The organism is Pseudomonas sp. MWU12-3088 (assembly GCF_023242405.1).
In the GTDB taxonomy this organism is placed as follows: Bacteria; Pseudomonadota; Gammaproteobacteria; order Pseudomonadales; family Pseudomonadaceae; genus Aquipseudomonas; species Aquipseudomonas kribbensis.
Map to the genome: position 1 here is coordinate 216,918 of NZ_JALJEA010000006.1, position 20,347 is coordinate 237,264.

At 62.7% G+C, this 20,347-nt stretch carries 22 protein-coding genes and 2 pseudogenes; 11 read left to right on the plus strand and 13 right to left on the minus strand.

Annotated elements, in window-relative coordinates; genetic code table 11:
* Positions 1-27: 27 nt before the first annotated feature.
* Both M5B98_RS16475 and M5B98_RS16480 read right to left on the minus strand, forming a co-directional pair.
* A complete protein-coding gene (locus M5B98_RS16475; RefSeq protein ID WP_085712525.1) occupies positions 28-201 on the minus strand; it encodes a DUF1427 family protein in 174 nt (57 codons plus the stop codon).
* 89 nt (positions 202-290) lie between these two features.
* Positions 291-1,079, minus strand: coding sequence for an AraC family transcriptional regulator (locus M5B98_RS16480; RefSeq protein ID WP_248743275.1), 789 nt, complete (start codon positions 1,077-1,079; stop codon positions 291-293).
* 137 nt (positions 1,080-1,216) lie between these two features.
* On the opposite strand from M5B98_RS16480, the gene M5B98_RS16485 reads away from it, so the two are divergent.
* Positions 1,217-1,444 carry a DUF6555 family protein gene (locus tag M5B98_RS16485; protein ID WP_064597962.1) on the plus strand — a complete coding sequence of 76 codons (228 nt, stop codon included), beginning with the start codon at positions 1,217-1,219 and terminating at the stop codon, positions 1,442-1,444.
* A gap of 38 nt (positions 1,445-1,482) precedes the next feature.
* Positions 1,483-1,755, plus strand: coding sequence for a hypothetical protein (locus M5B98_RS16490; RefSeq protein ID WP_248743276.1), 273 nt, complete (start codon positions 1,483-1,485; stop codon positions 1,753-1,755).
* Between the two features lie 23 nt (positions 1,756-1,778).
* Here the strand turns inward: M5B98_RS16490 and M5B98_RS16495 are convergent, their stop codons facing one another.
* The 3 genes from M5B98_RS16495 to M5B98_RS16505 all read right to left on the minus strand — a co-directional run bounded on the left by M5B98_RS16495 (position 1,779) and on the right by M5B98_RS16505 (position 3,367).
* A complete protein-coding gene (locus tag M5B98_RS16495; RefSeq protein ID WP_085686659.1) occupies positions 1,779-1,946 on the minus strand; it encodes a metallothionein in 168 nt (55 codons plus the stop codon).
* 472 nt (positions 1,947-2,418) lie between these two features.
* On the minus strand, positions 2,419-2,874 hold the full coding sequence (locus M5B98_RS16500) for a DMT family transporter (RefSeq protein ID WP_248743277.1): 456 nt from the start codon (positions 2,872-2,874) through the stop codon (positions 2,419-2,421).
* A gap of 4 nt (positions 2,875-2,878) precedes the next feature.
* Positions 2,879-3,367 (minus strand): DMT family transporter, encoded by a 489-nt coding sequence (locus M5B98_RS16505; RefSeq protein ID WP_248743278.1) that lies wholly within the window; start codon positions 3,365-3,367, stop codon positions 2,879-2,881.
* A gap of 111 nt (positions 3,368-3,478) precedes the next feature.
* On the opposite strand from M5B98_RS16505, the gene M5B98_RS16510 reads away from it, so the two are divergent.
* Complete coding sequence (locus tag M5B98_RS16510) at positions 3,479-4,414, plus strand: LysR family transcriptional regulator (protein WP_248743279.1); 936 nt, start codon at positions 3,479-3,481, stop codon at positions 4,412-4,414.
* A gap of 21 nt (positions 4,415-4,435) precedes the next feature.
* On the opposite strand, the gene M5B98_RS28880 is transcribed toward M5B98_RS16510, so the two are convergent.
* The 3 genes and pseudogenes from M5B98_RS28880 to M5B98_RS16520 form a co-directional block, all read right to left on the minus strand.
* Positions 4,436-5,257: a methyl-accepting chemotaxis protein gene (locus M5B98_RS28880; protein ID WP_412548797.1), complete on the minus strand. Its 822-nt coding sequence runs from the start codon at positions 5,255-5,257 to the stop codon at positions 4,436-4,438.
* 84 nt (positions 5,258-5,341) lie between these two features.
* Positions 5,342-6,118, minus strand: a pseudogene (locus M5B98_RS28885) (cache domain-containing protein); the annotation flags it as partial.
* A 126-nt stretch (positions 6,119-6,244) separates the two neighbouring features.
* Positions 6,245-7,564, minus strand: coding sequence for a Na+/H+ antiporter family protein (locus M5B98_RS16520; RefSeq protein WP_085712531.1), 1,320 nt, complete (start codon positions 7,562-7,564; stop codon positions 6,245-6,247).
* Positions 7,565-9,021: 1,457 nt separating this feature from the next.
* On the opposite strand from M5B98_RS16520, the pseudogene M5B98_RS28890 reads away from it, so the two are divergent.
* Positions 9,022-9,168: pseudogene (locus tag M5B98_RS28890) on the plus strand (HAMP domain-containing protein); the annotation flags it as partial.
* 102 nt (positions 9,169-9,270) lie between these two features.
* On the plus strand, positions 9,271-10,026 hold the full coding sequence (locus M5B98_RS28895; protein WP_371807414.1) for a methyl-accepting chemotaxis protein: 756 nt from the start codon (positions 9,271-9,273) through the stop codon (positions 10,024-10,026).
* Positions 10,027-10,067: 41 nt separating this feature from the next.
* Here M5B98_RS28895 and M5B98_RS16530 read toward each other — a convergent pair whose 3' ends face one another.
* The 4 genes from M5B98_RS16530 to M5B98_RS16545 are packed head-to-tail and all read right to left on the minus strand — an operon-like array spanning position 10,068 to position 12,669.
* On the minus strand, positions 10,068-11,381 hold the full coding sequence (locus tag M5B98_RS16530; protein ID WP_248743281.1) for an ATP-binding protein: 1,314 nt from the start codon (positions 11,379-11,381) through the stop codon (positions 10,068-10,070).
* Positions 11,378-12,046 (minus strand): response regulator transcription factor, encoded by a 669-nt coding sequence (locus M5B98_RS16535; RefSeq protein WP_248743282.1) that lies wholly within the window; start codon positions 12,044-12,046, stop codon positions 11,378-11,380. The genes M5B98_RS16530 and M5B98_RS16535 overlap by 4 nt, the downstream gene beginning before the upstream one ends.
* Before the next feature lie 3 nt (positions 12,047-12,049).
* Positions 12,050-12,361, minus strand: a complete 312-nt coding sequence (locus tag M5B98_RS16540) for a PepSY domain-containing protein (RefSeq protein ID WP_119428499.1) — start codon at positions 12,359-12,361, stop codon at positions 12,050-12,052.
* On the minus strand, positions 12,361-12,669 hold the full coding sequence (locus tag M5B98_RS16545; protein WP_248743283.1) for a PepSY domain-containing protein: 309 nt from the start codon (positions 12,667-12,669) through the stop codon (positions 12,361-12,363). The genes M5B98_RS16540 and M5B98_RS16545 overlap by 1 nt, the downstream gene beginning before the upstream one ends.
* A gap of 145 nt (positions 12,670-12,814) precedes the next feature.
* Between M5B98_RS16545 and M5B98_RS16550 the strand changes: the two genes are divergently transcribed.
* The 5 genes from M5B98_RS16550 to codA all read left to right on the plus strand — a co-directional run bounded on the left by M5B98_RS16550 (position 12,815) and on the right by codA (position 17,933).
* Positions 12,815-13,894, plus strand: coding sequence for a patatin-like phospholipase family protein (locus M5B98_RS16550; RefSeq protein WP_248743284.1), 1,080 nt, complete (start codon positions 12,815-12,817; stop codon positions 13,892-13,894).
* 86 nt (positions 13,895-13,980) lie between these two features.
* Positions 13,981-14,337 carry a 6-carboxytetrahydropterin synthase QueD gene (queD, locus tag M5B98_RS16555; RefSeq protein ID WP_007955941.1) on the plus strand — a complete coding sequence of 119 codons (357 nt, stop codon included), beginning with the start codon at positions 13,981-13,983 and terminating at the stop codon, positions 14,335-14,337.
* An 85-nt stretch (positions 14,338-14,422) separates the two neighbouring features.
* Positions 14,423-15,235, plus strand: coding sequence for an alpha/beta fold hydrolase (locus tag M5B98_RS16560; RefSeq protein ID WP_248743285.1), 813 nt, complete (start codon positions 14,423-14,425; stop codon positions 15,233-15,235).
* A 170-nt stretch (positions 15,236-15,405) separates the two neighbouring features.
* A complete protein-coding gene (gene codB / locus M5B98_RS16565) occupies positions 15,406-16,677 on the plus strand; it encodes a cytosine permease (protein ID WP_119428495.1) in 1,272 nt (423 codons plus the stop codon).
* 14 nt (positions 16,678-16,691) lie between these two features.
* A complete protein-coding gene (codA, locus tag M5B98_RS16570) occupies positions 16,692-17,933 on the plus strand; it encodes a cytosine deaminase (protein ID WP_248743286.1) in 1,242 nt (413 codons plus the stop codon).
* A gap of 143 nt (positions 17,934-18,076) precedes the next feature.
* Here codA and M5B98_RS16575 read toward each other — a convergent pair whose 3' ends face one another.
* Entirely contained in the window at positions 18,077-19,069 is a 993-nt protein-coding gene (locus M5B98_RS16575) for a diaminopimelate epimerase (RefSeq protein ID WP_248743287.1), read from the minus strand.
* A gap of 113 nt (positions 19,070-19,182) precedes the next feature.
* On the opposite strand from M5B98_RS16575, the gene M5B98_RS16580 reads away from it, so the two are divergent.
* Positions 19,183-20,334 carry an MFS transporter gene (locus tag M5B98_RS16580; RefSeq protein WP_248743288.1) on the plus strand — a complete coding sequence of 384 codons (1,152 nt, stop codon included), beginning with the start codon at positions 19,183-19,185 and terminating at the stop codon, positions 20,332-20,334.
* Positions 20,335-20,347 lie beyond the last annotated feature (13 nt).

Here is a 20,347-nt window from a genome sequence, read left to right on the forward strand (position 1 = left end):
TTCATCCACCGAATGAAAAAGGGAAATTCAGGACAACCAGCCGCTGACCAGTTGCCGGCCCAGCGGCCACAACTGCTCGCCCGCCAGCATGCCCAACAGGCCGACCAGCGCGATGGCCGGTGGCGCCGGGGAACGGAAATCCAGCGCGCCATACAACAGACCGACGCCCAGACCGATGCCCAGGGAAATCAGGTAGTTCATGGGATCACTCCGCCACATAAAGGGAATGGGCAAAGTCTAGGGAAGGCTGTGCGAAAGCACCGGCCAAGGACTTCTGAATTTCGGCCAAATCAGCCTGAAAGCTGCCCGGCACCGAACTGCGAAGGCGCCACGCCCAGCTCACGACGGAACATGTCGCTGAAACTGCTCGGCGAATAACCCAGCTCCCGGGCAATCGCGCTGACCGGCACGCCCTGAATCAACTCGGCAACCGCCGTCGCCAGTTGCACCTGCCGCCGCCACTCGGCGAAGCCCATGCCCAGACCTTCCTTGAACAACCGCGCCAGAGTGCGCACGCTGGCCCCGGCGTTTTCGGCATGTTGCTCGAAAGGAATGTCCAGCGATGGCGCGGCCATCACCGCCTGACACAGGCTCATCAGCCGCCGGTCGGCGTCGTCCGGCAGCGGGATCTTCAACTGTGAACGCCTTGCGCGTTTCAGCTCCAGCAGCGCCAGCCCGACCAGCGCTTCGTAGTATTCGGCATCACCACTGTCGCCCTGCTCCACCAATCCGACGATCAACTCACGCAACAGACCGCCGACCTCGATCACCTGCACCGTCTGATCCAGCGTTGCCGCCAGCGCCGGGCGCAGGTAGATATTGCGCATCTGCAAGTCCGACACCACCCGAATCCCGTGGGGCACCCCCGGCGGCAACCACACCGCCCGCTGCGGCGGCACCACCAGCGCCTCGTGCGGGGTCTCGACCCACATCACGCCACTCATCGCATACAGCAACTGCCCCCAGACATGCTCGTGCGGCTCGATGAACAACCCGCGCGGATAGGTGCGCGCCAGCGGCTGCACCGGCACATCGGTATCACTCAGATCGGGGGGCGCGGCGAGGGCCATGGCGAACATTCATCAGAGTTGGCGAAGGCGCCATGGTAACCAGTGCGCCCGGTCAATCGCCATTGATAGATACCGTCGGACAATCCGAGTGAATTTTCCCGGTGCGCAGCGATCCTTCTATTACCACAGGGAGGAAGAACGGCTTTATGAACAACGCAAAACTGTACGTCATCGATTACACCCTTCACGGCACGCCAAAGTCGTTCATTATCCGCTCGGACAAAATGGACAACACCGAGGCGTGGCACTGGGCAAGCTGCGACGCCGGGGTGGGCCGCATCCCGCGCTTCGGCCGGGAGAAAGTGCAAAAGACCAGCAAGCCGATGGCAGAAAAATTCGGCGTGGAAAACGTCACGTGGCGACCGGCAAGCTAAGCTTGCGCGCAGGCGGGGACTCTTTCGGGGGAACACACATGACAACCATCAGCAGCCCGGCGCATCTGGACTACAGCCTGGACACCGCAACCGGCCGGGTCACCCGAAGCATCGACTGCCCGGTTGGCCTGGAACCCGTCGAAAACGATCCCTACTGCTTCGCCCTGCGCGTCCCGGCCCCGCAACCGGAAGACCTTGAACAGGCCACAACCGTCGACGTCCGGGTCGAAGGCCGACGCCTGCAAGGCACCGTCCGCCACACCGAACGCCTGGACGACGACAGCCTGAAACTGCAAGTGGAGCCTGACTAGGCTCCACTTTTTCATGCAGCCCGTTATTTCGGGTGCGCGCAATGGCAACCCTTGCCGGAACACTCTTCACCGCCCTTGTGATGATGAGCGCAGGCCTCACAGCAATAGTGCTTGCCGTGCGCCACGTAGGAATGCTCGCCTTCCTTGATCTTGCAGCTACATCCCGGGCAATCGCATTTTCTATCGGCCATGGAACAGACTCCTTTGATGGTGGTTGTCTGAGGCTGAAGGAACAAGCCGTGCTACCAGTGTAGAAGGTGAAAACCACCAGACAACCCAACAACCAAACCACCCACTCCCCCACCACTTACCACTCACCACGATGAGCGTTAGCTCGAGCAAAGCTTTTGATCTCAAGGCCCGTCGGCAGGCTGAGTGGAGGGATTGATCCGGGGGTGGGAGCGCAGCGACCGTGCGGCGCAGCCGCATGCATCGAGAGGAGGTGCAGCGAAGCAAACCGTAGGCGATGCCCCCGGATCAATCCCGGAGCGAAGGAACCCGAGCCACAGCGAGGGCCGTACGTCAGGGCCCAAGACCTTTGGTTACTTTGGGGCGTTTGCCAAAGTGACTCGCTGTAAGAGCGAAACCGCCAGCGCCAGCACCCGAAGAAACGGATATGTACCCAATAACCCGGGAACCTGGTCGGCCCAAAGGCCGCCACGTTCAAACAGCCTGCCGAACACTACTGCGATACATGAATACCAACGCCAACCCCAAACACCCCATCGCCAAAACCCGGCTCGAAGACAGCTCAATAGCCGGATTCCCCAACCACCCAAAATTATCGATCAGCATCCCCATTCCAAGCTGCCCGACAATAACCGCCACCGTGGCCACGGCCGTACCAACGCGCGGCATCGCACCAACCATGACCATCATATAAACCACCCCAAACAAAGCCCCACTCAACTGCCACTTCGGCACGTCCAGCAGGCTGACCGCATGGGCCGGTTCGAAGAACAGGATCAGCAGCCCCGTACTCACCGCGCCAACCACAAACGTCAGCAGGCTACTGCGCAGAACACCAACGGTCTCCCCCAATCGCCCATTGATCGCCGCCTGCACACTCAACACCGCACCGGCCAACACCACCACCGCCAACAAAATCACCAGACTCATCTCATCAACCCCGCGCAATCAAAATCAGTGCCGCCACAATCAACCCCAACGCCAGCCAGCGCTCGCCGTTGACCTTCTTGCGCGTAGCCCCGAACCAGCCGAAATGGTCAATCAGCACGCTCTTGCCCACCTGCCCCGACAGAATCGCAATCATGGTCATCGCAATCCCGATATGCGGCGTCGCCAGGGTTAGCACCACCACATACATCGGCCCCAGAAACCCGCCGATCAACTGCCAGCGCGGCAGATCGGTCAGCGCCGGTCCCTTCTGCGGCCCCGCAAACAGCAACAGCAAAAACAGAATCGCCGACCCCACCCCGAAGATGCTCAAGGTCGCCCACAGATGCCCGACCTGCTCACCCAGCGGCCCCAGCAACCCGGCCTCCACCGACAACCCCATGCCGGCCAGAATCACCAGCGGCAACAGCAACAAGCGCAAACCCGGCCGGGCGACCGGAGCCGGCGCGGCACTCACTTCTTCAAACGACTGCATCTGAAAAACCTCTGAAGGAAACGATGGCGCGGATTATCGGCTGGCTCAGCTGTGCGATAAATGGGAGCATCCTGACAACACTTTTGCGCAACTCGCACAGCAGGATCGACGATGCACGGGCTCAACGAACTGGGATTCAAGGCGCTAAGGCTGTTTGTGGCGGTGCTCGACCACGGCAGTTTTTCCGAAGTCGCCCGCCGCGAAGGCGTGGCGCCCTCCTCGATTTCCCGACAGATCCAGTTGATGGAACAGGCGCTGAACCAGCAACTGCTCTACCGCCACACCCGCGCGGTCACGCCGACCGAAGCCGGGCGCATGCTCGGCCACCACGCGCGGCTGGTGCTGGTACAGCTGGAGGAAGCCGAACAGGCGTTGCAGGAACAGCAAAGCGAGCCCACCGGGCTGGTACGGATCAACGCCCCGGTGGTCTTCGGCCAGCGCCATCTGACGCCATGGCTGGGCCGCTTGTGTGAGCGCTATCCAAAGCTGCAACTGGATATCCAGCAGACCGACCACTACATCGACCCGCTGCAGGAAGGCGCCGACCTGCTGTTCCGCATCGGCCCGTTGCACGACTCGAGCATGCAGGCACGGATCCTCGCGCCGCACCGCTTTCAGGTCGCGGCCAGTCCGGCCTATCTCAAACGTTTCGGCACGCCGCAGCATCCCGAAGACCTCGCCCGCCATCAATGTCTGGCCTACAAGGGTGCGACCGGTCAGCAGCGCTGGTTTTTCCGGCAGGATCAGGGCGAGTGGACGCCGTACTCGGTCAAAGGCCCGATTACCGGCAATCATGCGGACACCCTGACCCAGGCCGCCGAACAGGGGCTGGGGCTGGTGATGTTTCCGTCATGGCTGATTGGCGAGGCGGTGCGTGGGGGCACGCTGGTGCCGGTGCTGGGGGGGTATCAGGTGTCGAACAGTGTCGAGCCGCAGCAGATTGCGGTGCTGTGGCCGGGGAGTCGACGGTTGTCGGTTAAGGTGCGGACGGTGATTGATTTCTTTATCGAGTGTTTCGGTGAGGTGCCGTATTGGGACAGACCCTGACGGTCCGCCCCGGCAACGGCATCAGATCCGGAACTGCCCGACCAGCTTGCCCAACCGCTGCCCCAAATCCGCCAGACTGCGCGAAGTCTGCGCCCCCAACTGTGTCTCATCCGCCACGTTGTCCACCGCCACCGCAATCTGGTGCACGCTGCGGTTGATCTCTTCCGCCACGGCCGTCTGCTCTTCAGCGGCACTGGCGATCTGCGCATTCATCGAGTTGATGGTCGCAATCAGATCCGCCATGGCATCCAGCGACGCCCCCGCCTGATTGGCCTGAGCCGAGGTACCGTCACCCGCCTCGCTGGAACGGCGCATCGCCTCGACCGCCGACTGCGTACCCGCCTGCAAACGGTCGATCATGCCCTGAATTTCCTGCGTGCTGATCTGCGTGCGCGACGCCAGCGCCCGCACCTCGTCCGCCACCACCGCAAATCCGCGCCCGGCCTCGCCGGCCCGGGCCGCTTCGATCGCGGCGTTGAGCGCCAGGAGGTTGGTCTGCTCGGCAATCGAGCGAATCACCCCGAGCACGCCGACAATCGACGACACGTCCTGCTGCAGGCTGTCGAGGGACACGCCGCTGCTGCGGATGTCGTCCACCAGCGCATGAATCTGCTTGATGCTGCCGGCCACCACGCGTTTGGCGCTCTGACCTTCTTCGTCGGTCTGCTGCGCGGCGACGGCGGCGTTCTGTGCGCTCTTGGCGACTTCTTGCGCGGCGGCGGACATTTCGTTGATCGCCGTGGCCACCTGATCGGTTTCGTGACGCTGACGCTCCATGGCCTGATCGGAACGCTGGGCCTGATCCGAGACTTGCGTCACCAGCCCGGTCAGTTGTGTGGTCATCTCGGTGATCTGCCGCACCAAGCCGTGGATCTTATCGACGAAGCGGTTGAACGAGCCGGCCAGTTCGCCGAGTTCGTCCTGACTGGTGATGGTCAGGCGCCGGGTCAGGTCGCCCTCGCCTGCTGCGATGTCATCGAGGTTGGCTTTCATCAGGTTCAGCGGCCGCAGAATGGTATTGGCCAGCACCAGTCCCGCCACCGCGATCACCAGCAACACGACCACCGCCACGCCGACGATGCTCAGCACCACACCTTCCATACGCTCCTGAACCTGAGCCTGGACCAGCGCCACTTGCGCCTCGATGCCGTCGAGGTTGACCGATGTACCGACCGCCATGTCCCACTTCGCCAGGTATTCGGTGTAGCCGAGTTTCGGCACCAACACCTGCGCATTTCCCGGCAGCGGCGAGCTGTATTGCAGGTAGTGAGTACCGTCTTTCGCCACTTTCACCAGGTCGCGGTTGACGTAGACGCCGTTCGGGTCGCGGTTGTCCTTGAAGCTTTTGCCCACGCCTTCGGGATCGGTGGACTTGAACAGGCGCACGGTCTCGGAATCGTAGCCGAAGAAGTAGCCGTCCTTGCCGTACTTGATGCCCGAGAGCAGCTTGATCACCTGCGCCCGTGCGTCGGTGTCACCGGGGGCGGCAGCGTCGTACAGCGGTTTGATGGTGGTCATGGCCACCGCGACATAACTGGCCAGAGTGGCCTTGGCGTCGCCGAGCAGGCGTTCTCGGGTCTGTTCGACTTCCTTGTGCGCCTGTTCCTGGAGAATGAACAGCGTGGTCAGGCTGATCACCAGCGCAAAGAGCAAGACCGGGAGGACGGCAAGGGACAGGACTTTAGCCTTGAGACTCAGGCGCATGGGGGCTCACTCTTTTGGTTTTATTGGCGTGGTTAAAGGCGTTAACGGCACGCGAAAGCAAAAGTTGAGCTGAGGTCTAACCAGATCGTTACCACGTTCTGAGCAGTAACGATCCGGTTTGGGGTGTTACAAGACCATTGCGGCCATCCAGCCGGCCGCCAGCAACGGCAGGTTGTAGTGCAGGAAGGTCGGCACCACGGTGTCCCAGATGTGGTGATGCTGGCCGTCGATGTTCAGGCCGGAGGTCGGGCCGAGGGTCGAGTCCGAGGCCGGCGAGCCGGTGTCACCCAGGGCCCCGGCAGTGCCGACGATGCAGACGATCGCCATCGGGCTGAAACCCAGCTGCACGCACAGCGGCACGAAAATCGCCGCGAGGATCGGCACCGTGGAGAAGGACGAACCGATACCGATGGTCACCATCAGCCCCACCAGCAGCATCAGCAGCGCGCCAATGGCCTTGCTGTGATCGATCTGCGCCGCCGCGCTTTCGACCAGCGTGCGCACCTCGCCGGTGGCCTTCAGCACTTCGGCAAAACCCGAGGCGGCGATCATGATGAAACCGATCATCGCCATCATCTTCATGCCTTCGGTGAACAGGCCGTCAGTCTCGCGCCACTTGACGATGCCCGACGCCGAGAAGATCAGGAACCCGGCCAGTGCCCCGATAATCATCGAGTCCAGCAGCAGTTGGATAATGAAGGCTGCAGCGATGGCCAGACCGGCAATGCCAATGGTCATCGGGTTGTAGGCGACGCTGACCTGTTCAACCTGTTCGATCTTCTCCAGATCGTAGACACGCTTTTTGCGGTAGCTGAAGAACACCGCCATCAACAGACCGAACACCATGCCCGCCGCCGGAATGGCCATCGCATGCATGACGTTGACCTGGCTGATGTCGACGCCAGCCTTGCTGACGTTGGCCAGCAGGATCTGGTTGAGGAAGATGTTGCCGAAACCCACCGGAAACACCATGTACGGCGTGATCAGACCGAAGGTCATGACGCAGGCGATCAGCCGGCGATCCAGTTGCAGCTTGGTCAATACATATAGAAGCGGCGGCACCAGCAATGGAATGAACGCAATGTGGATCGGCAGGATGTTCTGCGAAGCGATCGCCACCACCCACAGCAGGCCGATCAGCAGCCATTTGACGCTGCCGCCACCGGATGCGTGCTGACGATCGACCATTGCCAGGGCCTTGTCGGCCAGCGCATGGGCCAGGCCGGACTTGGCAATCGCCACGGCGAAAGCGCCGAGCAACGCGTAGGACAACGCCACCGTCGCCCCGCCGCCCAGGCCACTGTTGAAGGCCTTGAGCGTGGCGTCGATGCCCAGGCCGCCGGTCAGGCCACCGACCAGCGCACCGACGATCAACGCGATCACCACATGCACCCGGGACAGGCTGAGGATCAGCATGACGCCGACCGCAGCAATCACTGCATTCATTTCACTACCTCAAAAACACGACGGTAAAGCCATTCACCGCCAGACAGGATGAGTCCGGCCGGCAAGCCACGAAGGTCGCCAGCGGATTTGCATAGAGGGTCTTATTAGAAGGGCGCGCACTGTGCCGCAGAGCGGGCGCAGTGTCAAAGCGACCGGTCGCGACACTGTGTAACTTTCCATGATCAAACCGGCGACAACGGCATATCGGCCATAAAGTGCGTCAATTCGCCCTATTGCGTTTGCGCCATAAAGAAAGTCGAAACGCGGCCGTTACAGTGCAAAGTCTCAGATATTTATCGAATAAGGACGTCTCCATGTCGCTCAGACAACTTTCCATCCAATGGAAAATCACCCTGCTCGCCGGCCTCTGCCTGGCCGGTATCGTGACCCTGTTGGTGGGTCTTTCGCTGTATCGCATGGAGCACAGTTCCGAACTGGTCAAAGCCTCCAGCATGGAGATGCTCACCGAATCGGCCCAGGCGCGCATCGAATCCCAGGGCGAAGTTCAGGCCGCGGGCATTCGCCAACAGTTCATGGACGCCTATCAATATGGCCACGGTTTCTCTCGTCAGGTTCTGTTCCTGCGCGAACAGGCCGAGAAGCGCTTCCTCGATGCCTTCGACCTGCGCGAAGACATGACCCGCCAGGTGAAATCCGCACTGCAGGCCAACCCGGAGCTGCTCGGCCTGTCGCTGGTGTTCGAAGCCAATGCGCTGGACGGCAAGGACGAGCTGTTCGCCGGACAAAGTGAATTAGGCAGCAACGACAAGGGCCGCTTCGCCCTGTACTGGTCGCAACCGACGCCTGGCAAAGTGACCTCGATGGCGCTGCCGGAAAGCGACATGGCCGACACCAGCACCGGCCCCAGCGGCCAGGCTGCCAACGCCTGGTTCACCTGCCCGCGCACCACGCTCAAGCCGTGCGTGATCGAACCGTATTTCTACGTGATCGACGGGCAAAAGGTGCTGATGACCAGCATCGTGTTCCCGCTGATGGTCAACGGTAAAGTCATCGCCTCGCTGTCGGTGGACATCAACCTCAACAGCCTGCAAGCGATCAGCCAGGGTGCCAGTAAAAAGCTCTATGACGGCCAGACCGCCGTGAGCATCATCAGCCCCGCCGGCCTGCTCGCCGGTTACAGCCCGGACGCCAACAAACTCAGCCAGCGCCTGGATGCCGTGGACACCACCAGTGGTGCCGAACTGCTGCGTCTGCTGGCCTCGAGCAAAACCGTCAGCAGCCTGCACAGCAATGCGCAGTTGAAAGTGCTCTCGCCGTTCCAGCCGATTCCCGGTGGTCCGTCGTGGGGCGTGCTGCTCGATGTGCCGGAGAAAGTGTTGGTGAGTCGCGCCGAAGCGCTCAAGCAGCAACTGGATGCCAGCAACACCTCGGGCACCCTGATCGAACTGAGCCTCGGCGTTCTGGCGGCACTGCTCGGCCTGCTGCTGGTGTGGCTGATGGCACGCAGCGTGACCAAACCGATTCTCGGCGTGGCGCACATGCTGGAAGACATCGCCAGCGGCGAAGGCGACCTGACCCGTCGTCTGGCCTATGACAAGAAAGACGAACTCGGCCAACTGGCCGGCTGGTTCAACCGCTTCCTCGACAAGCTGCAACCGATCATCGCCGAGGTAAAACGTTCGGTGCAGGACGCGCGCAACACCGCCGACCAGTCTTCGGCCATTGCGACCCAGACCAGCGCCGGCATGGAGCAGCAATACCGTCAGGTCGATCAGGTCGCCACCGCGTCCCACGAAATGAGCGCCACCGCCCAGGACGTGGCCCGCAGCGCCGCGCAAGCCGCCGAAGCGGCCAAGGATGCTGACCGCGCCACGCGTCAGGGCCTGACCGTGATCGACCGCACCACCGCCAGCATCGACACCCTGGCCGCCGACATGAGCGCCGCCATGGTTCAGGTCGAAGGCCTGGCCGCCAACAGCGAGAAGATCGGTACGGTGCTGGAGACCATCCGCGCCATCGCCGAGCAGACCAACCTGCTGGCCCTCAACGCCGCCATTGAAGCCGCTCGCGCCGGCGAAGCCGGACGTGGCTTTGCGGTGGTGGCCGACGAAGTGCGCAACCTCGCCCGCCGCACTCAGGAGTCGGTGGAAGAAACCCGCCAGGTCATCGAGCAATTGCAGAACGGCACCCAGGATGTGGTCGGCTCGATGGGCAACAGCCATCGTCAGGCCCAGGGCAGTGTCGAACAGGTCGGCCAGGCCGTAACGGCGCTGCGCCAGATCGGCGATGCGGTGACGGTGATCAGCGACATGAACCTGCAGATCGCCAGCGCCGCTGAAGAACAGAGCGCGGTAGCCGAGGAGATCAACAACAACGTGGCGACCATTCGTGATGTGACGGAGTCGCTGTCGGGGCAGGCGAATGAGTCGGCGCGGGTGAGTCAGTCGCTCAATAGCCTGGCGAATCAGCAGCAGAGTCTGATGGATCAGTTCCGGGTTTGACCTTCAAACCCGCTCCCCACAGATCCCTGTGGGGAGCGGATTCACCGCCGGGGCAACTGAATCTCCACCTGCAACCCGCCCCACTCACTTTCGCCAAGCAACAAAACCCCGCCCCACGTCTCGACAATATCCCGCACAATCCCCAGCCCCAACCCATGCCCATGGGTCTGTTCATCCAGCCGCGTGCCCCGACTGAACACCTGATCGCGCTGTGCCTCGGGAATTCCCGGCCCGTCATCTTCCACGCTCAACACAAAACCTTCAGCCGTCTCGACCACGCTCAGCCGCACCTCGGCGTCCGCCCATTTACAGGCGTTGTCCAGCAGGTTGCCGAGCAGTTCCAGCAGGTCTTCACGATCCCACGGCAGTTGCAGTCCCGAGGGGGCAACGTAACTCAACGAAAGGTGTTCGCCGTGGATCATGTTCAACGTCGCCAGCAGCCCCGGCAGCTCCGCATCGCAATCGAACAGCGCGCCCGGCAGCGCATCGCCGGACAGCCGCGCACGGTTGAGCTCGCGGTTCAGGCGTTGCTGAACCTGTTCCAGTTGTTCCTTGAGGATCTTGCGCAGCTCGGGATGGGCATCGAGTTTTTCGTTCGAGGCCAGGCTCAGCAGCACCGCCAGCGGGGTTTTCAGTGCGTGCCCCAGATTGCCCAGGGCATTGCGCGAACGCTTGAGGCTGTCTTCGGTGTGCGCCAGCAGATGGTTGATCTGCGCCACCAGCGGTTCCAGTTCTGCCGGCACTTGCTCATCGAGTTGTGAGCGCTGGCCTTGCTGTAACTGGGCGATCTGTTCGCGAGCCTTTTCCAGTGGACGCAAGGCGCGGTGCACGGTCAATCGTTGCAGAATCAGGATCAGCAGCAACCCGGCCAGCCCAAGGCCCAGACCGATCTGACGCATGCGCTGGAAGCTCTCGCGCACCGGGGTGTAATCCTGGGCCACGCTGATCGAGATCGACTGGCCGAGCCGTCGGTAATCCGAGCGCAGCACCAGCAGTTGCTGCCCGTCCGGCCCCAGTTGCAGATTGCTGTGCAGACCGGGCTCCGGCAGCAGCGGCAGGTCCTGATCCCACAGCGAGCGTGAACGCCAGTGACTGTCGGCAAAGTCGATGCGGAAATAATGGCCGGAAAACGGCCGTTGGTAGGCCGGCGACAGATGTCGCTCATCCAGTTGCAAGCCTTGCGGGCCACGGACCAGCGCCACCAACAGGCTCTCGCTGTCATTGCGCAGACCGGCTTCGAGGTAACGCTGCAAACCCACTTCGAACAGCCACAAACTGGTTTGCGCCAGCACCACGCCGACAACCACCATCACGCTGATCAGGCCAAGACTCAAGCGGCGCTGGATCGATCTCACGAAGCCTGTCCGCCGAACAGATAACCCTGGCCGCGACGGGTTTCGATCACGCTTTTGCCGAGCTTGCGCCGCAGGTGATTGACGTGGACTTCGAGGACGTTGGAGTCGCGCTCGGTCTCGCCGTCGTAGAGGTGTTCGGCGAGGTGGCTTTTGGAAAGAATCTGCTCCGGGTGCAGCATGAAGTAGCGCAGCAGGCGGAATTCGGCGGCGGTCAGTTGAATGTCGGCACCGTCACGCACGACACACTGGCGGCCCTCATCCAGGTGCAGCCCTGCGGCCTTGAGCGTCGGCTGGTTGGCCTGCCCCTTGGAGCGGCGCAGCAGCGACTGGATGCGCAAATACAGTTCTTCCGGGTGAAAGGGTTTAGTCAGGTAATCATCGGCACCGGCCTTCAGGCCCTCGATGCGCTCGGCCCAAGAGTCGCGGGCCGTGAGGATCAGCACCGGCGTCGCCAGCCCGCCGGCACGCCATTGCGCCAGCACTTCAAGACCCGGCACGCCCGGCAGGCCGAGGTCGAGAACGATCAGGTCGTACGGTTCGCTGCGGCCCTGATAGACCGCATCGCGACCATCCGCCAGCCAGTCCACGGCATAACCCTGGCGTTGCAGGCCGGTGATCAGCTCATCGGCCAGGGGGACGTGGTCTTCCACCAGAAGCAAACGCATCGATCAATCTTCCTTGTCTTTTAGCAGGCGGCCGGTGGCGGCTTCGAGATGGAGTTCGCGGGTCACCCCGTCGACGGTCAGCAACTCGACTTCGTAAATGTAGACGTCGTGCTTTTCTTCCAGCTCGACTTCCAGCAGTTTCGCACCGGGGTAGCGATCCAGCGCGTTATGCAGCACTTGCTCCAGCGGCAGAATCACCCCCTGCTGGCGCAGGCGCAGGGCTTCATCCTGATCGAGATCACGAGCCCCGGCCACCGAGCAGAAAATCAAAAGCGCCAACGCGGTTCGACCGGTGGCGCGAGCATTCACCTTCATTACGTATCCTGATGATCCTTGAGCACTTGCCCGCTGACCGCGTCCAGTTCCACATCCCACTCCAGCCCCTGCGGGTCCCGCAGGTCGAGCTGGTAGAGGTACTTGCCGTACTTCTCTTTCAGCTCGGCGTCGGTAATGGTGGAACCCGGATGCCTGTCCAGCGCCGTGGCATTGAGCTGCTCGAAGGGCACGATAGTACCAGCGTCGTGCAGACGTTGGGCTTCATCCGGGCCAAGATCACGTGCGTGGGCCAGGCTCGTGCCCAGACCGATGAACGAGGCGAGACTCAGAGCAGTCAGGGTTTTCATGGGTTCTCCGTATTTTCAGTGCCGCTACGGACAGCACCATAACGGTGCGAACTTAACTGAAACTGAATGGCCATCACCGGGCCAGCTTCAGCAGGGTCGGCAACATGTGCTTATAATCTTTCGCTTGCTAACGATCGAGACCGGTATGACAGCCATCCACATCAAGTTCCCCTCCCTGACCCTCAAGGCCGGCCCACGCGCCATGGCACGCATCCGCGCCCAGGGCCTGAATGCCGCCGACGTCGGCACCCTGCCCGGTGCGGCCGGCGGGCCGAAGGCGCTGGGGATTCAGGGGCTGGATCTGGCGCTGTTCGGCGAGTGGCTGCCGGCGGCTCCCCGTGAGCGTTCGCTGATCGGTGCATCGGTGGGTTCCTGGCGCTTCGCCAGCGCCTGTCTGCCGGACGCCGCCGAAGGCATTCGCCGCCTCGGTCACCTGTACACCGAACAGAACTTCAACAAAGGCGTAACCATCAGCGACGTCAGCCGCAGTTCGCAGCGCATGCTCGACGACCTGCTCGACGGCCGCGATGCGCTACTGCTCGACAATGCCCATTACCGCTTGAACATCATGGTGGTCAAAAGCCACGGCGGGCTGGCGAACGACCATCGTGGCCGGCTGGGGCTGGCGCTGGGTTCGGTGATCGCCGACAACTTGCGAGGCCGGGCGCGGCTGTCGCGGCACTTCGAACGGCTGATCATCCACGATCCGCGTCTGGCACCGCCGGTGCATGCGCTAAACGATTTTCCGTCGCGCTTCGTCGCCCTCAATGCCGGCAACCTGCGTCAGGCGCTGCTGGCGTCCGGTTCGATCCCGATGGTCATGGAAGGCGTGCGCGACCTGCCGGGCGCCGGTGCCGGCACCTTCCGCGACGGCGGCCTGCTGGACTATCACCTCGACCTGCCCTACAACGGCGACGGCATCGTGCTCTATCCGCACTTCACCGACCGGGTGATTCCGGGCTGGTTCGACAAGACCCTGCCGTGGCGCAAGGCCTCGACCGAGCGCCTGCAGGACGTGCTGTTGCTCGCGCCGTCCAAGGAATACCTGGCGCGCCTGCCCTACGGCAAACTCCCCGACCGTAACGACTTCAAACGTTTCATGGGCGATGCACCGAGCCGGCAGAAATACTGGCGCGCGGCGATGGACGAGAGCCGCCGGCTGGGCGACGAGTTCCTTGAACTGACTGCCAATGGTCGCCTCGCCGAGCGCTTGCTGACCCTTTAGTCAGCACAGCCGGGGACAAGCTGGTAAACTCGCCGCCTGCCCGAATTCGCTGCGGCGAACGCCATCTGAACAGAGCTGAAATCACTGTGGAAATTTTCAAAGAGTTCACCTTCGAATCCGCCCACCGCCTGCCCCACGTACCGGACGGCCACAAGTGCGGACGTCTGCACGGTCACTCGTTCAAAGTGGCGATTCACCTCAGCGGCGACCTCGATCCGCACACCGGCTGGATCCGTGATTTCTCCGAGATCAAGGCGATTTTCAAGCCGCTGTACGAGCGTCTGGATCACAACTACCTGAACGACATTCCGGGCCTCGAGAACCCGACCAGCGAAGTGCTGGCCAAATTCATCTGGAATGAATTGAAGCCCCTGCTGCCGGAACTCAGTGCGATCCGCATCCACGAGACCTGCACCAGCGGTTGCATCTATCGCGGCGAGTAAATCCCGCGATACAAAAAAACCACCGAGACCGGTGGTTTTTTTACGCCTATGCTTTTTGGCTCGAACCCGCCAAGAGGACAGGCCCATGACGGACTGGCTGCTGGATCAGGTCTTTGATTTCAACGGGCGACAGATTCGCCACGGGGTGCGCGGCGACGGCCCGCCGCTGGTGTTCGTGCACGGCACGCCCTTCTCTTCCTGTGTGTGGCACCGCATCGCCCCGCATTTTTTTGCCACGCATCGGGTGCACTACTTCGACTTGCTGGGCTACGGGCGCTCCGAGCAACCGGACGCCGATGTCTCCCTCGGCGTGCAGAACGAATTGCTCGCGCAGTTGCTGGATCACTGGGGCCTGCAACGCCCGGACGTGGTTGCCCACGACTTCGGCGGCGCCACCGCCCTGCGCGCGCATCTGCTCAACGGCAAGGATTACCGCACCCTGACGCTGATCGACCCGGTGGCGCTGACGCCCTGGGGCTCGCCGTTCGTGCAGCACGTGCGCCAGCATGAAGCGGCGTTCAGCGGCCTGCCGGATTACATCCAGCACGCCATCGTCCCGACCTACATTCGCGGGGCCATTCACCGGGATATTCCCGATGATGAACTGGCGCCCTACGTGGAGCCGTGGCTGGGTGATCCGGGGCAAGCGGCGTTCTACCGGCAGATCGCGCAGATGGACCAGCGCTACACGCTGGAGGTGCAGCCGCTGTACCCGACGATTCGCTGCCCGGTGCAGATTCTCTGGGGCGAGGAAGATCAGTGGATTCCCATTGAACGCGGCCGGGCCTTGCACCAGATGATCCCCGGATCGCGGTTTCATCCGATCCCGAATGCCGGGCATCTGGTGCAAGAAGATGCGCCTGAAGCCATCGTTGCTGCGCTGCTGCGCTTTCTCTGAGCCGAAAAATAACCGGCCTGATGGCTCCCACATTGTGCTTCAGCGGAGGCAGGCGCACCGCTTTCGCGCCAAATCCCATCCCTCGTCTATACATAACCTCGCCAATCGGTAACTGGCACGACCGCTGCAACCTCCTCGCGTCCTCCCCTTTCCAGCAAGGAACGCCCGCCATGACGCAGAACGATCCCGGCAACGACTACCCCCTGAGCGAAGTCCCCATGCACGCCCGCAAAGGCCTGGCCTCGACGGCCATGGTGCTGCTGGGCTTCACCTTCTTCACCGCGACCATGTTTGCCGGCGGCAAGCTCGGCGTGGCGTTCGACTTTGGCGAGATGATGGCGGTGATCATCATCGGCAATCTGCTGCTGGGCCTTTACGCCGCAGCGCTGGGTTACATCGCCTTCAAGAGCGGCCTGAACTCGGTGCTGATGGGGCGCTTCTGCTTTGGCGAAGTCGGCAGCAAGCTCAGCGACCTGATCCTGGGTTTCACGCAGATCGGCTGGTACGCCTGGGGTACGGCGACGGCAGCGGTAGTACTCGGTAAATATTTCGCCCTGGACGACGGCACGGTGCTCGGGCTCATGGTGCTGTTCGGCCTGGTGTTCTGCGCCACGGCGTATGTCGGGTATCGCGGGCTGGAGATTCTGTCGTACATCGCGGTGCCGGCCATGATGTTGCTGCTGATGCTGTCAATGTGGGTGGCCACGGTGAAGGTCGGCGGCCTTGATGGTCTGCTGGCCGTGGTGCCGACCGGTTCGCTGGACTGGTCAACCGCCATCACCCTGGTGTTCGGCACCTTCGTCAGCGGCGCGACCCAGGCCACCAACTGGACGCGTTTCTCACGCTCGGCGCGGGTCGCGGTACTGGCCAGCCTGATCGGCTTTTTCATCGGCAACGGCCTGATGGTGCTGATCGGCGCCTACGGCGCGATCGTCTATCAACAACCCGACGTGGTTGAAGTGTTGCTGCTGCAAGGTTTCGCCATGGCGGCTATGGCCATGCTGCTACTGAATATCTGGAGCACCCAGGACAACACCATCTACAACTTCGCCGTCGCCGGCTGCAACCTGCTGCGCACCGGGCGCCGCAAGACCGTGACCCTGGCCGGTGCGGTGATCGGCACGCTGCTCGCGCTGTTGGGCATGTATGACATGCTGGTGCCTTATCTGATCCTGCTCGGCACCGTGATTCCGCCGATTGGCGGGGTCATCATGGCGGACTTTTTCTTCCGCTGGCGCGGTCACTATCCGCGCCTGGCCGACGCACGGCTGCCGGCCTTCAACTGGCCGGGGCTCGGGGCCTACGCGGTTGGCACCCTCGCGGCGTTTCACTCGCCGTGGATCGCGCCGCTGGTGGGGATCGCCGCTGCCGCGCTAACGTATGTCATCGTCACCGGCCTGCTGGGCGCCCGCCGCGCCAGCGCGCCACTACAAGACCTATAAGAAGGATTTGCCTGATGCACATCATCAACGCCCGCCTGCGCAACCAGGAAGGTCTGCACGAATTGCACCTGGAAGACGGCCTGATCCGCAGCATCGCGCGCCAGACCGAAGCGCCGACCCTGAGCCCCGACGACCTCGACGCTGGCGGCAATCTGGTGGTGCCGCCCTTCGTCGAGCCGCACATTCACCTCGACGCCACCCTGACCGCCGGCGAGCCGCGCTGGAACATGAGCGGCACGCTGTTCGAAGGCATCGAATGCTGGGGCGAGCGCAAGGTCACCATCACCCAGGAAGACACCAAAACCCGGGCCAAGAAAACCATTCAGACACTGGCCGCCCACGGCATCCAGCACGTGCGCACCCACGTCGACGTCACCGACCCGCAACTCACCGCGCTCAAGGCGATGCTCGAAGTGCGCGAGGAAAGCCGTCACCTGATCGATCTGCAAATCGTCGCGTTCCCCCAGGAAGGCATCGAGTCGTTCCGCAACGGCCGCGAGCTGATGGAAGAAGCGATCCGCATGGGCGCGGATGTGGTCGGCGGGATTCCGCATTTCGAATACACCCGCGACCAGGGTGTCAGCTCGGTGAAGTTTCTGATGGACCTGGCCGAACGCACCGGCTGCCTGGTGGACGTGCACTGCGACGAAACCGACGACCCGCATTCACGCTTCCTCGAAGTGCTGGCCGAAGAGGCCCGCAGCCGCGACATGGGCGCACTCGTGACAGCCAGCCACACCACCGCAATGGGCTCCTACGACAACGCCTACTGCGCCAAACTGTTCCGCCTGCTCGGGCACTCGGGCATCAGTTTCGTCTCCTGCCCGACCGAAAGCATTCACCTGCAAGGCCGCTTCGACAACTTCCCGAAACGCCGTGGCGTGACCCGCGTCAACGAGCTGCTCGAAGCCGGCATGAACGTCTGCTTCGGCCAGGATTCGATCGTCGACCCGTGGTACCCGCTGGGCAACGGCAACATCCTGCGCGTGCTCGAAGCCGGGCTGCACATTTGCCACATGCTCGGTTACCGCAACCTGCAAAGCGCCCTGGACCTGGTCACCGACAACAGCGCCAAGGCCATGCACCTCGGTGAACGCTATGGCCTGGAACAGGGTCGCCCGGCCAACCTGCTGATCCTGTCGGCGGACAGTGATTACGAAGTCATTCGCAGCCAGGGCCTGCCGCTGTATTCGATCCGTGGCGGCAAGGTATTGATGAAGCGGCAGATGCCGGTGGTGGAGTTCGTCGAGAGGTGAGTGGCGGTTATGGTTCGCGGCGGTTTTATCGCAAAACGATCGTGACGCCCTGTCAGATCTGACAGGCGACAACCGCAGCGAACCGGCTCACAGTGAAGTTCAAGGGATCCATCGTTCCCGGGGGGACGATCATGAAAGGGACTTCACCTTTTTGTCTGATGCGCCGTGCCGAACAGACGCACGCCGATCAGCTTACCGTTCTCTTCCTCCAGTAAAATCGGCGCCGCCCCGCCCGGCATCACCACCTGCACTTCTCCCGCCGACACCCAGCCCGCCCGCCACGCCGCACACGCCACTGCACTGGCGCTGGTGCCGGAAGACGCCGTCGGCCCCTCGCCCCGTTCGAATACTCGCGCCGCGATGCGTTGATCACCCACGCGTTTCGCCCATTGCAGATTGACCCCGGCCGGGCACGGCTGGCCGGCGCCGACGGGCATGGCGAAGGCGATGGCGGTCAGGCTGTCGGCCAGCGGTGACTCAAGCATCTGCGCGTTGCTCGGCAGTGCGGCCTCATTCTGCACCAGCGTCACACAATGGGGATTGCCGATGCGCACGAACTGGCTGTGTGCCCAGGCAGGATCGAGTTGCGCCAATGGTCGGACGCGGCTGACTTCCACGTTGTTGAACTGCACGAGTTCAACGCCGGCTGCACCGACGGCTGCCGGACCGAAACCGGGCTGCCCGAGATCCAGCCAGAAGCCTTGCACCCCTGTCACCTCAGCGGGTTTGACGGAAACCGCTACTGGCGAAAGCGCATCCAGCTTGTCGTGATGCACCTGCAACGATGCGCCCTCTTCCGGCATCAGCCCTTGCTCAAGCAGTGCCTGAGAGAAAATCGTCAAGCCGTTGCCACTGCGCTCGGCCAGCGTGCCGTCGGTGTTGACGATCAGCAGATCGAAAGGTGGCGAGGATTGAAACGGACCGATCAGCAAGCCATCGCTGCGGTGGGACTTGCTGCCGGCAGGTCGCTGACAGTCGGGCCAGTCACAACACAGGGCAATCGCGGCGCGGCTCCACGCCTGTCGAGACAAGGCACATTGCGCGGCATCGGAGGGCAGATCGATGCCCGACTCCCGCAGCGCCCGGGGTGAAACCACTCCGTAGATATTGCCCCGTGCATCGTAGAACTGCGTCATCAACCGGCCCTTGTTTTCCTGTTTTCTGAAGCGCCACTTTAAAACGCAATTCACCGCAAGGGCGAGCTGTGCAAGGATGCCCACTGCTGAAACGTTTTTTGCCAAGGATTCCCATGACCAGTCTCACGCCTAACGACACCTTCGTCCCCGGACGCCTGCAACAGATGTCCACGCGCATCGCCTTCTTCATCGCCGGGCTCGGCATCGCGGCGTGGGCGCCGCTGGTGCCGTACGCCAAGGCGCGGGCCGGGCTTGATGAAGGGACGCTGGGTCTGTTGCTGTTGTGTCTGGGGGTGGGTTCGATTCTGGCAATGCCGCTGGCGGGGATTCTGGCCACGCGGTTCGGCTGTCGGCGCGTGGCTACCGGCGGCACGTTGCTGATCTGTGCAGCGTTGCCGTTGCTGGCGACGGTGTCGTCGATCCCGGCGTTGATCGCCACGTTGTTCATGTTCGGCGCCGGGCTCGGCACGGTGGATTCGACGGTGAACCTGCAAGCGGTGATCGTCGAGCGCGCCAGCGGCAAGAACATGATGTCGGGGTTTCACGGCCTGTTCAGCCTGGGCGGGATCGTTGGTGCGGCGGGCGTGAGCGCCCTGCTCGGTCTTGGGCTGTCGCCATTGGCGGCGATGCTGGTGGTGGTCGTGGTGCTGATCGCGGCACTGTTCAAGGCTGTGCCGCACATGTTGCCTTACGGCAGTGAAAGCTCAGGGCCGGCGTTTGCCGTGCCTCACGGTGTCGTGCTGTTCATCGGCGGGATGTGCTTCATCGTGTTTCTCACCGAAGGCGCGGCGCTGGACTGGAGCGCGGTGTTTCTGGCGCAGGAACGCGGGATCGATACGGCTTATGCAGGCCTCGGCTACGCAGCGTTCGCGCTGACGATGACTGCGGGCCGTTTGACCGGTGACCGGATCGTTCGCGCACTGGGTGCGACGCGGATCATTCTGTTCGGTGGTCTGCTGGCGGCGGCAGGTTTGTTTCTGGCGACGTTCGCCCCGAGCTGGGAAGCCGCGCTGGTCGGCTATGCGCTGGTCGGCGCCGGGTGTTCGAACATCGTGCCGGTGCTGTACACGGCGGTCGGCAAACAGACCGTGATGCCGGAAAGCATCGCGGTGCCTGCGATCACGACGTTGGGTTATGCAGGGATTCTGGCGGGGCCGGCGGTGATCGGGTTTGTCGCCCATGCCAGCAGCCTGAGTTTCGCCTTCGGATTGATGGCGACGCTGCTGGTGGCGGTGGCGATAGGCGGCAAAGCCCTCAAGGTCTGAACCGGCTCGTTCC

Coding starts and splice junctions, on each gene's coding strand:
- M5B98_RS16475 (WP_085712525.1), bottom strand. CDS start 201: ATGAACTACCTGATTTCCCTGGGCATCGGTCTGGGCGTCGGTCTGTTG.
- M5B98_RS16480 (WP_248743275.1), bottom strand. CDS start 1,079: ATGTTCGCCATGGCCCTCGCCGCGCCCCCCGATCTGAGTGATACCGAT.
- M5B98_RS16485 (WP_064597962.1), top strand. CDS start 1,217: ATGAACAACGCAAAACTGTACGTCATCGATTACACCCTTCACGGCACG.
- M5B98_RS16490 (WP_248743276.1), top strand. CDS start 1,483: ATGACAACCATCAGCAGCCCGGCGCATCTGGACTACAGCCTGGACACC.
- M5B98_RS16495 (WP_085686659.1), bottom strand. CDS start 1,946: ATGGCCGATAGAAAATGCGATTGCCCGGGATGTAGCTGCAAGATCAAG.
- M5B98_RS16500 (WP_248743277.1), bottom strand. CDS start 2,874: ATGAGTCTGGTGATTTTGTTGGCGGTGGTGGTGTTGGCCGGTGCGGTG.
- M5B98_RS16505 (WP_248743278.1), bottom strand. CDS start 3,367: ATGCAGTCGTTTGAAGAAGTGAGTGCCGCGCCGGCTCCGGTCGCCCGG.
- M5B98_RS16510 (WP_248743279.1), top strand. CDS start 3,479: ATGCACGGGCTCAACGAACTGGGATTCAAGGCGCTAAGGCTGTTTGTG.
- M5B98_RS28880 (WP_412548797.1), bottom strand. CDS start 5,257: ATGACCACACAACTGACCGGGCTGGTGACGCAAGTCTCGGATCAGGCC.
- M5B98_RS16520 (WP_085712531.1), bottom strand. CDS start 7,564: ATGAATGCAGTGATTGCTGCGGTCGGCGTCATGCTGATCCTCAGCCTG.
- M5B98_RS28895 (WP_371807414.1), top strand. CDS start 9,271: ATGGAGCAGCAATACCGTCAGGTCGATCAGGTCGCCACCGCGTCCCAC.
- M5B98_RS16535 (WP_248743282.1), bottom strand. CDS start 12,046: ATGCGTTTGCTTCTGGTGGAAGACCACGTCCCCCTGGCCGATGAGCTG.
- M5B98_RS16540 (WP_119428499.1), bottom strand. CDS start 12,361: ATGAAGGTGAATGCTCGCGCCACCGGTCGAACCGCGTTGGCGCTTTTG.
- M5B98_RS16545 (WP_248743283.1), bottom strand. CDS start 12,669: ATGAAAACCCTGACTGCTCTGAGTCTCGCCTCGTTCATCGGTCTGGGC.
- M5B98_RS16550 (WP_248743284.1), top strand. CDS start 12,815: ATGACAGCCATCCACATCAAGTTCCCCTCCCTGACCCTCAAGGCCGGC.
- M5B98_RS16560 (WP_248743285.1), top strand. CDS start 14,423: ATGACGGACTGGCTGCTGGATCAGGTCTTTGATTTCAACGGGCGACAG.
- codB (WP_119428495.1), top strand. CDS start 15,406: ATGACGCAGAACGATCCCGGCAACGACTACCCCCTGAGCGAAGTCCCC.
- codA (WP_248743286.1), top strand. CDS start 16,692: ATGCACATCATCAACGCCCGCCTGCGCAACCAGGAAGGTCTGCACGAA.
- M5B98_RS16575 (WP_248743287.1), bottom strand. CDS start 19,069: ATGACGCAGTTCTACGATGCACGGGGCAATATCTACGGAGTGGTTTCA.
- M5B98_RS16580 (WP_248743288.1), top strand. CDS start 19,183: ATGACCAGTCTCACGCCTAACGACACCTTCGTCCCCGGACGCCTGCAA.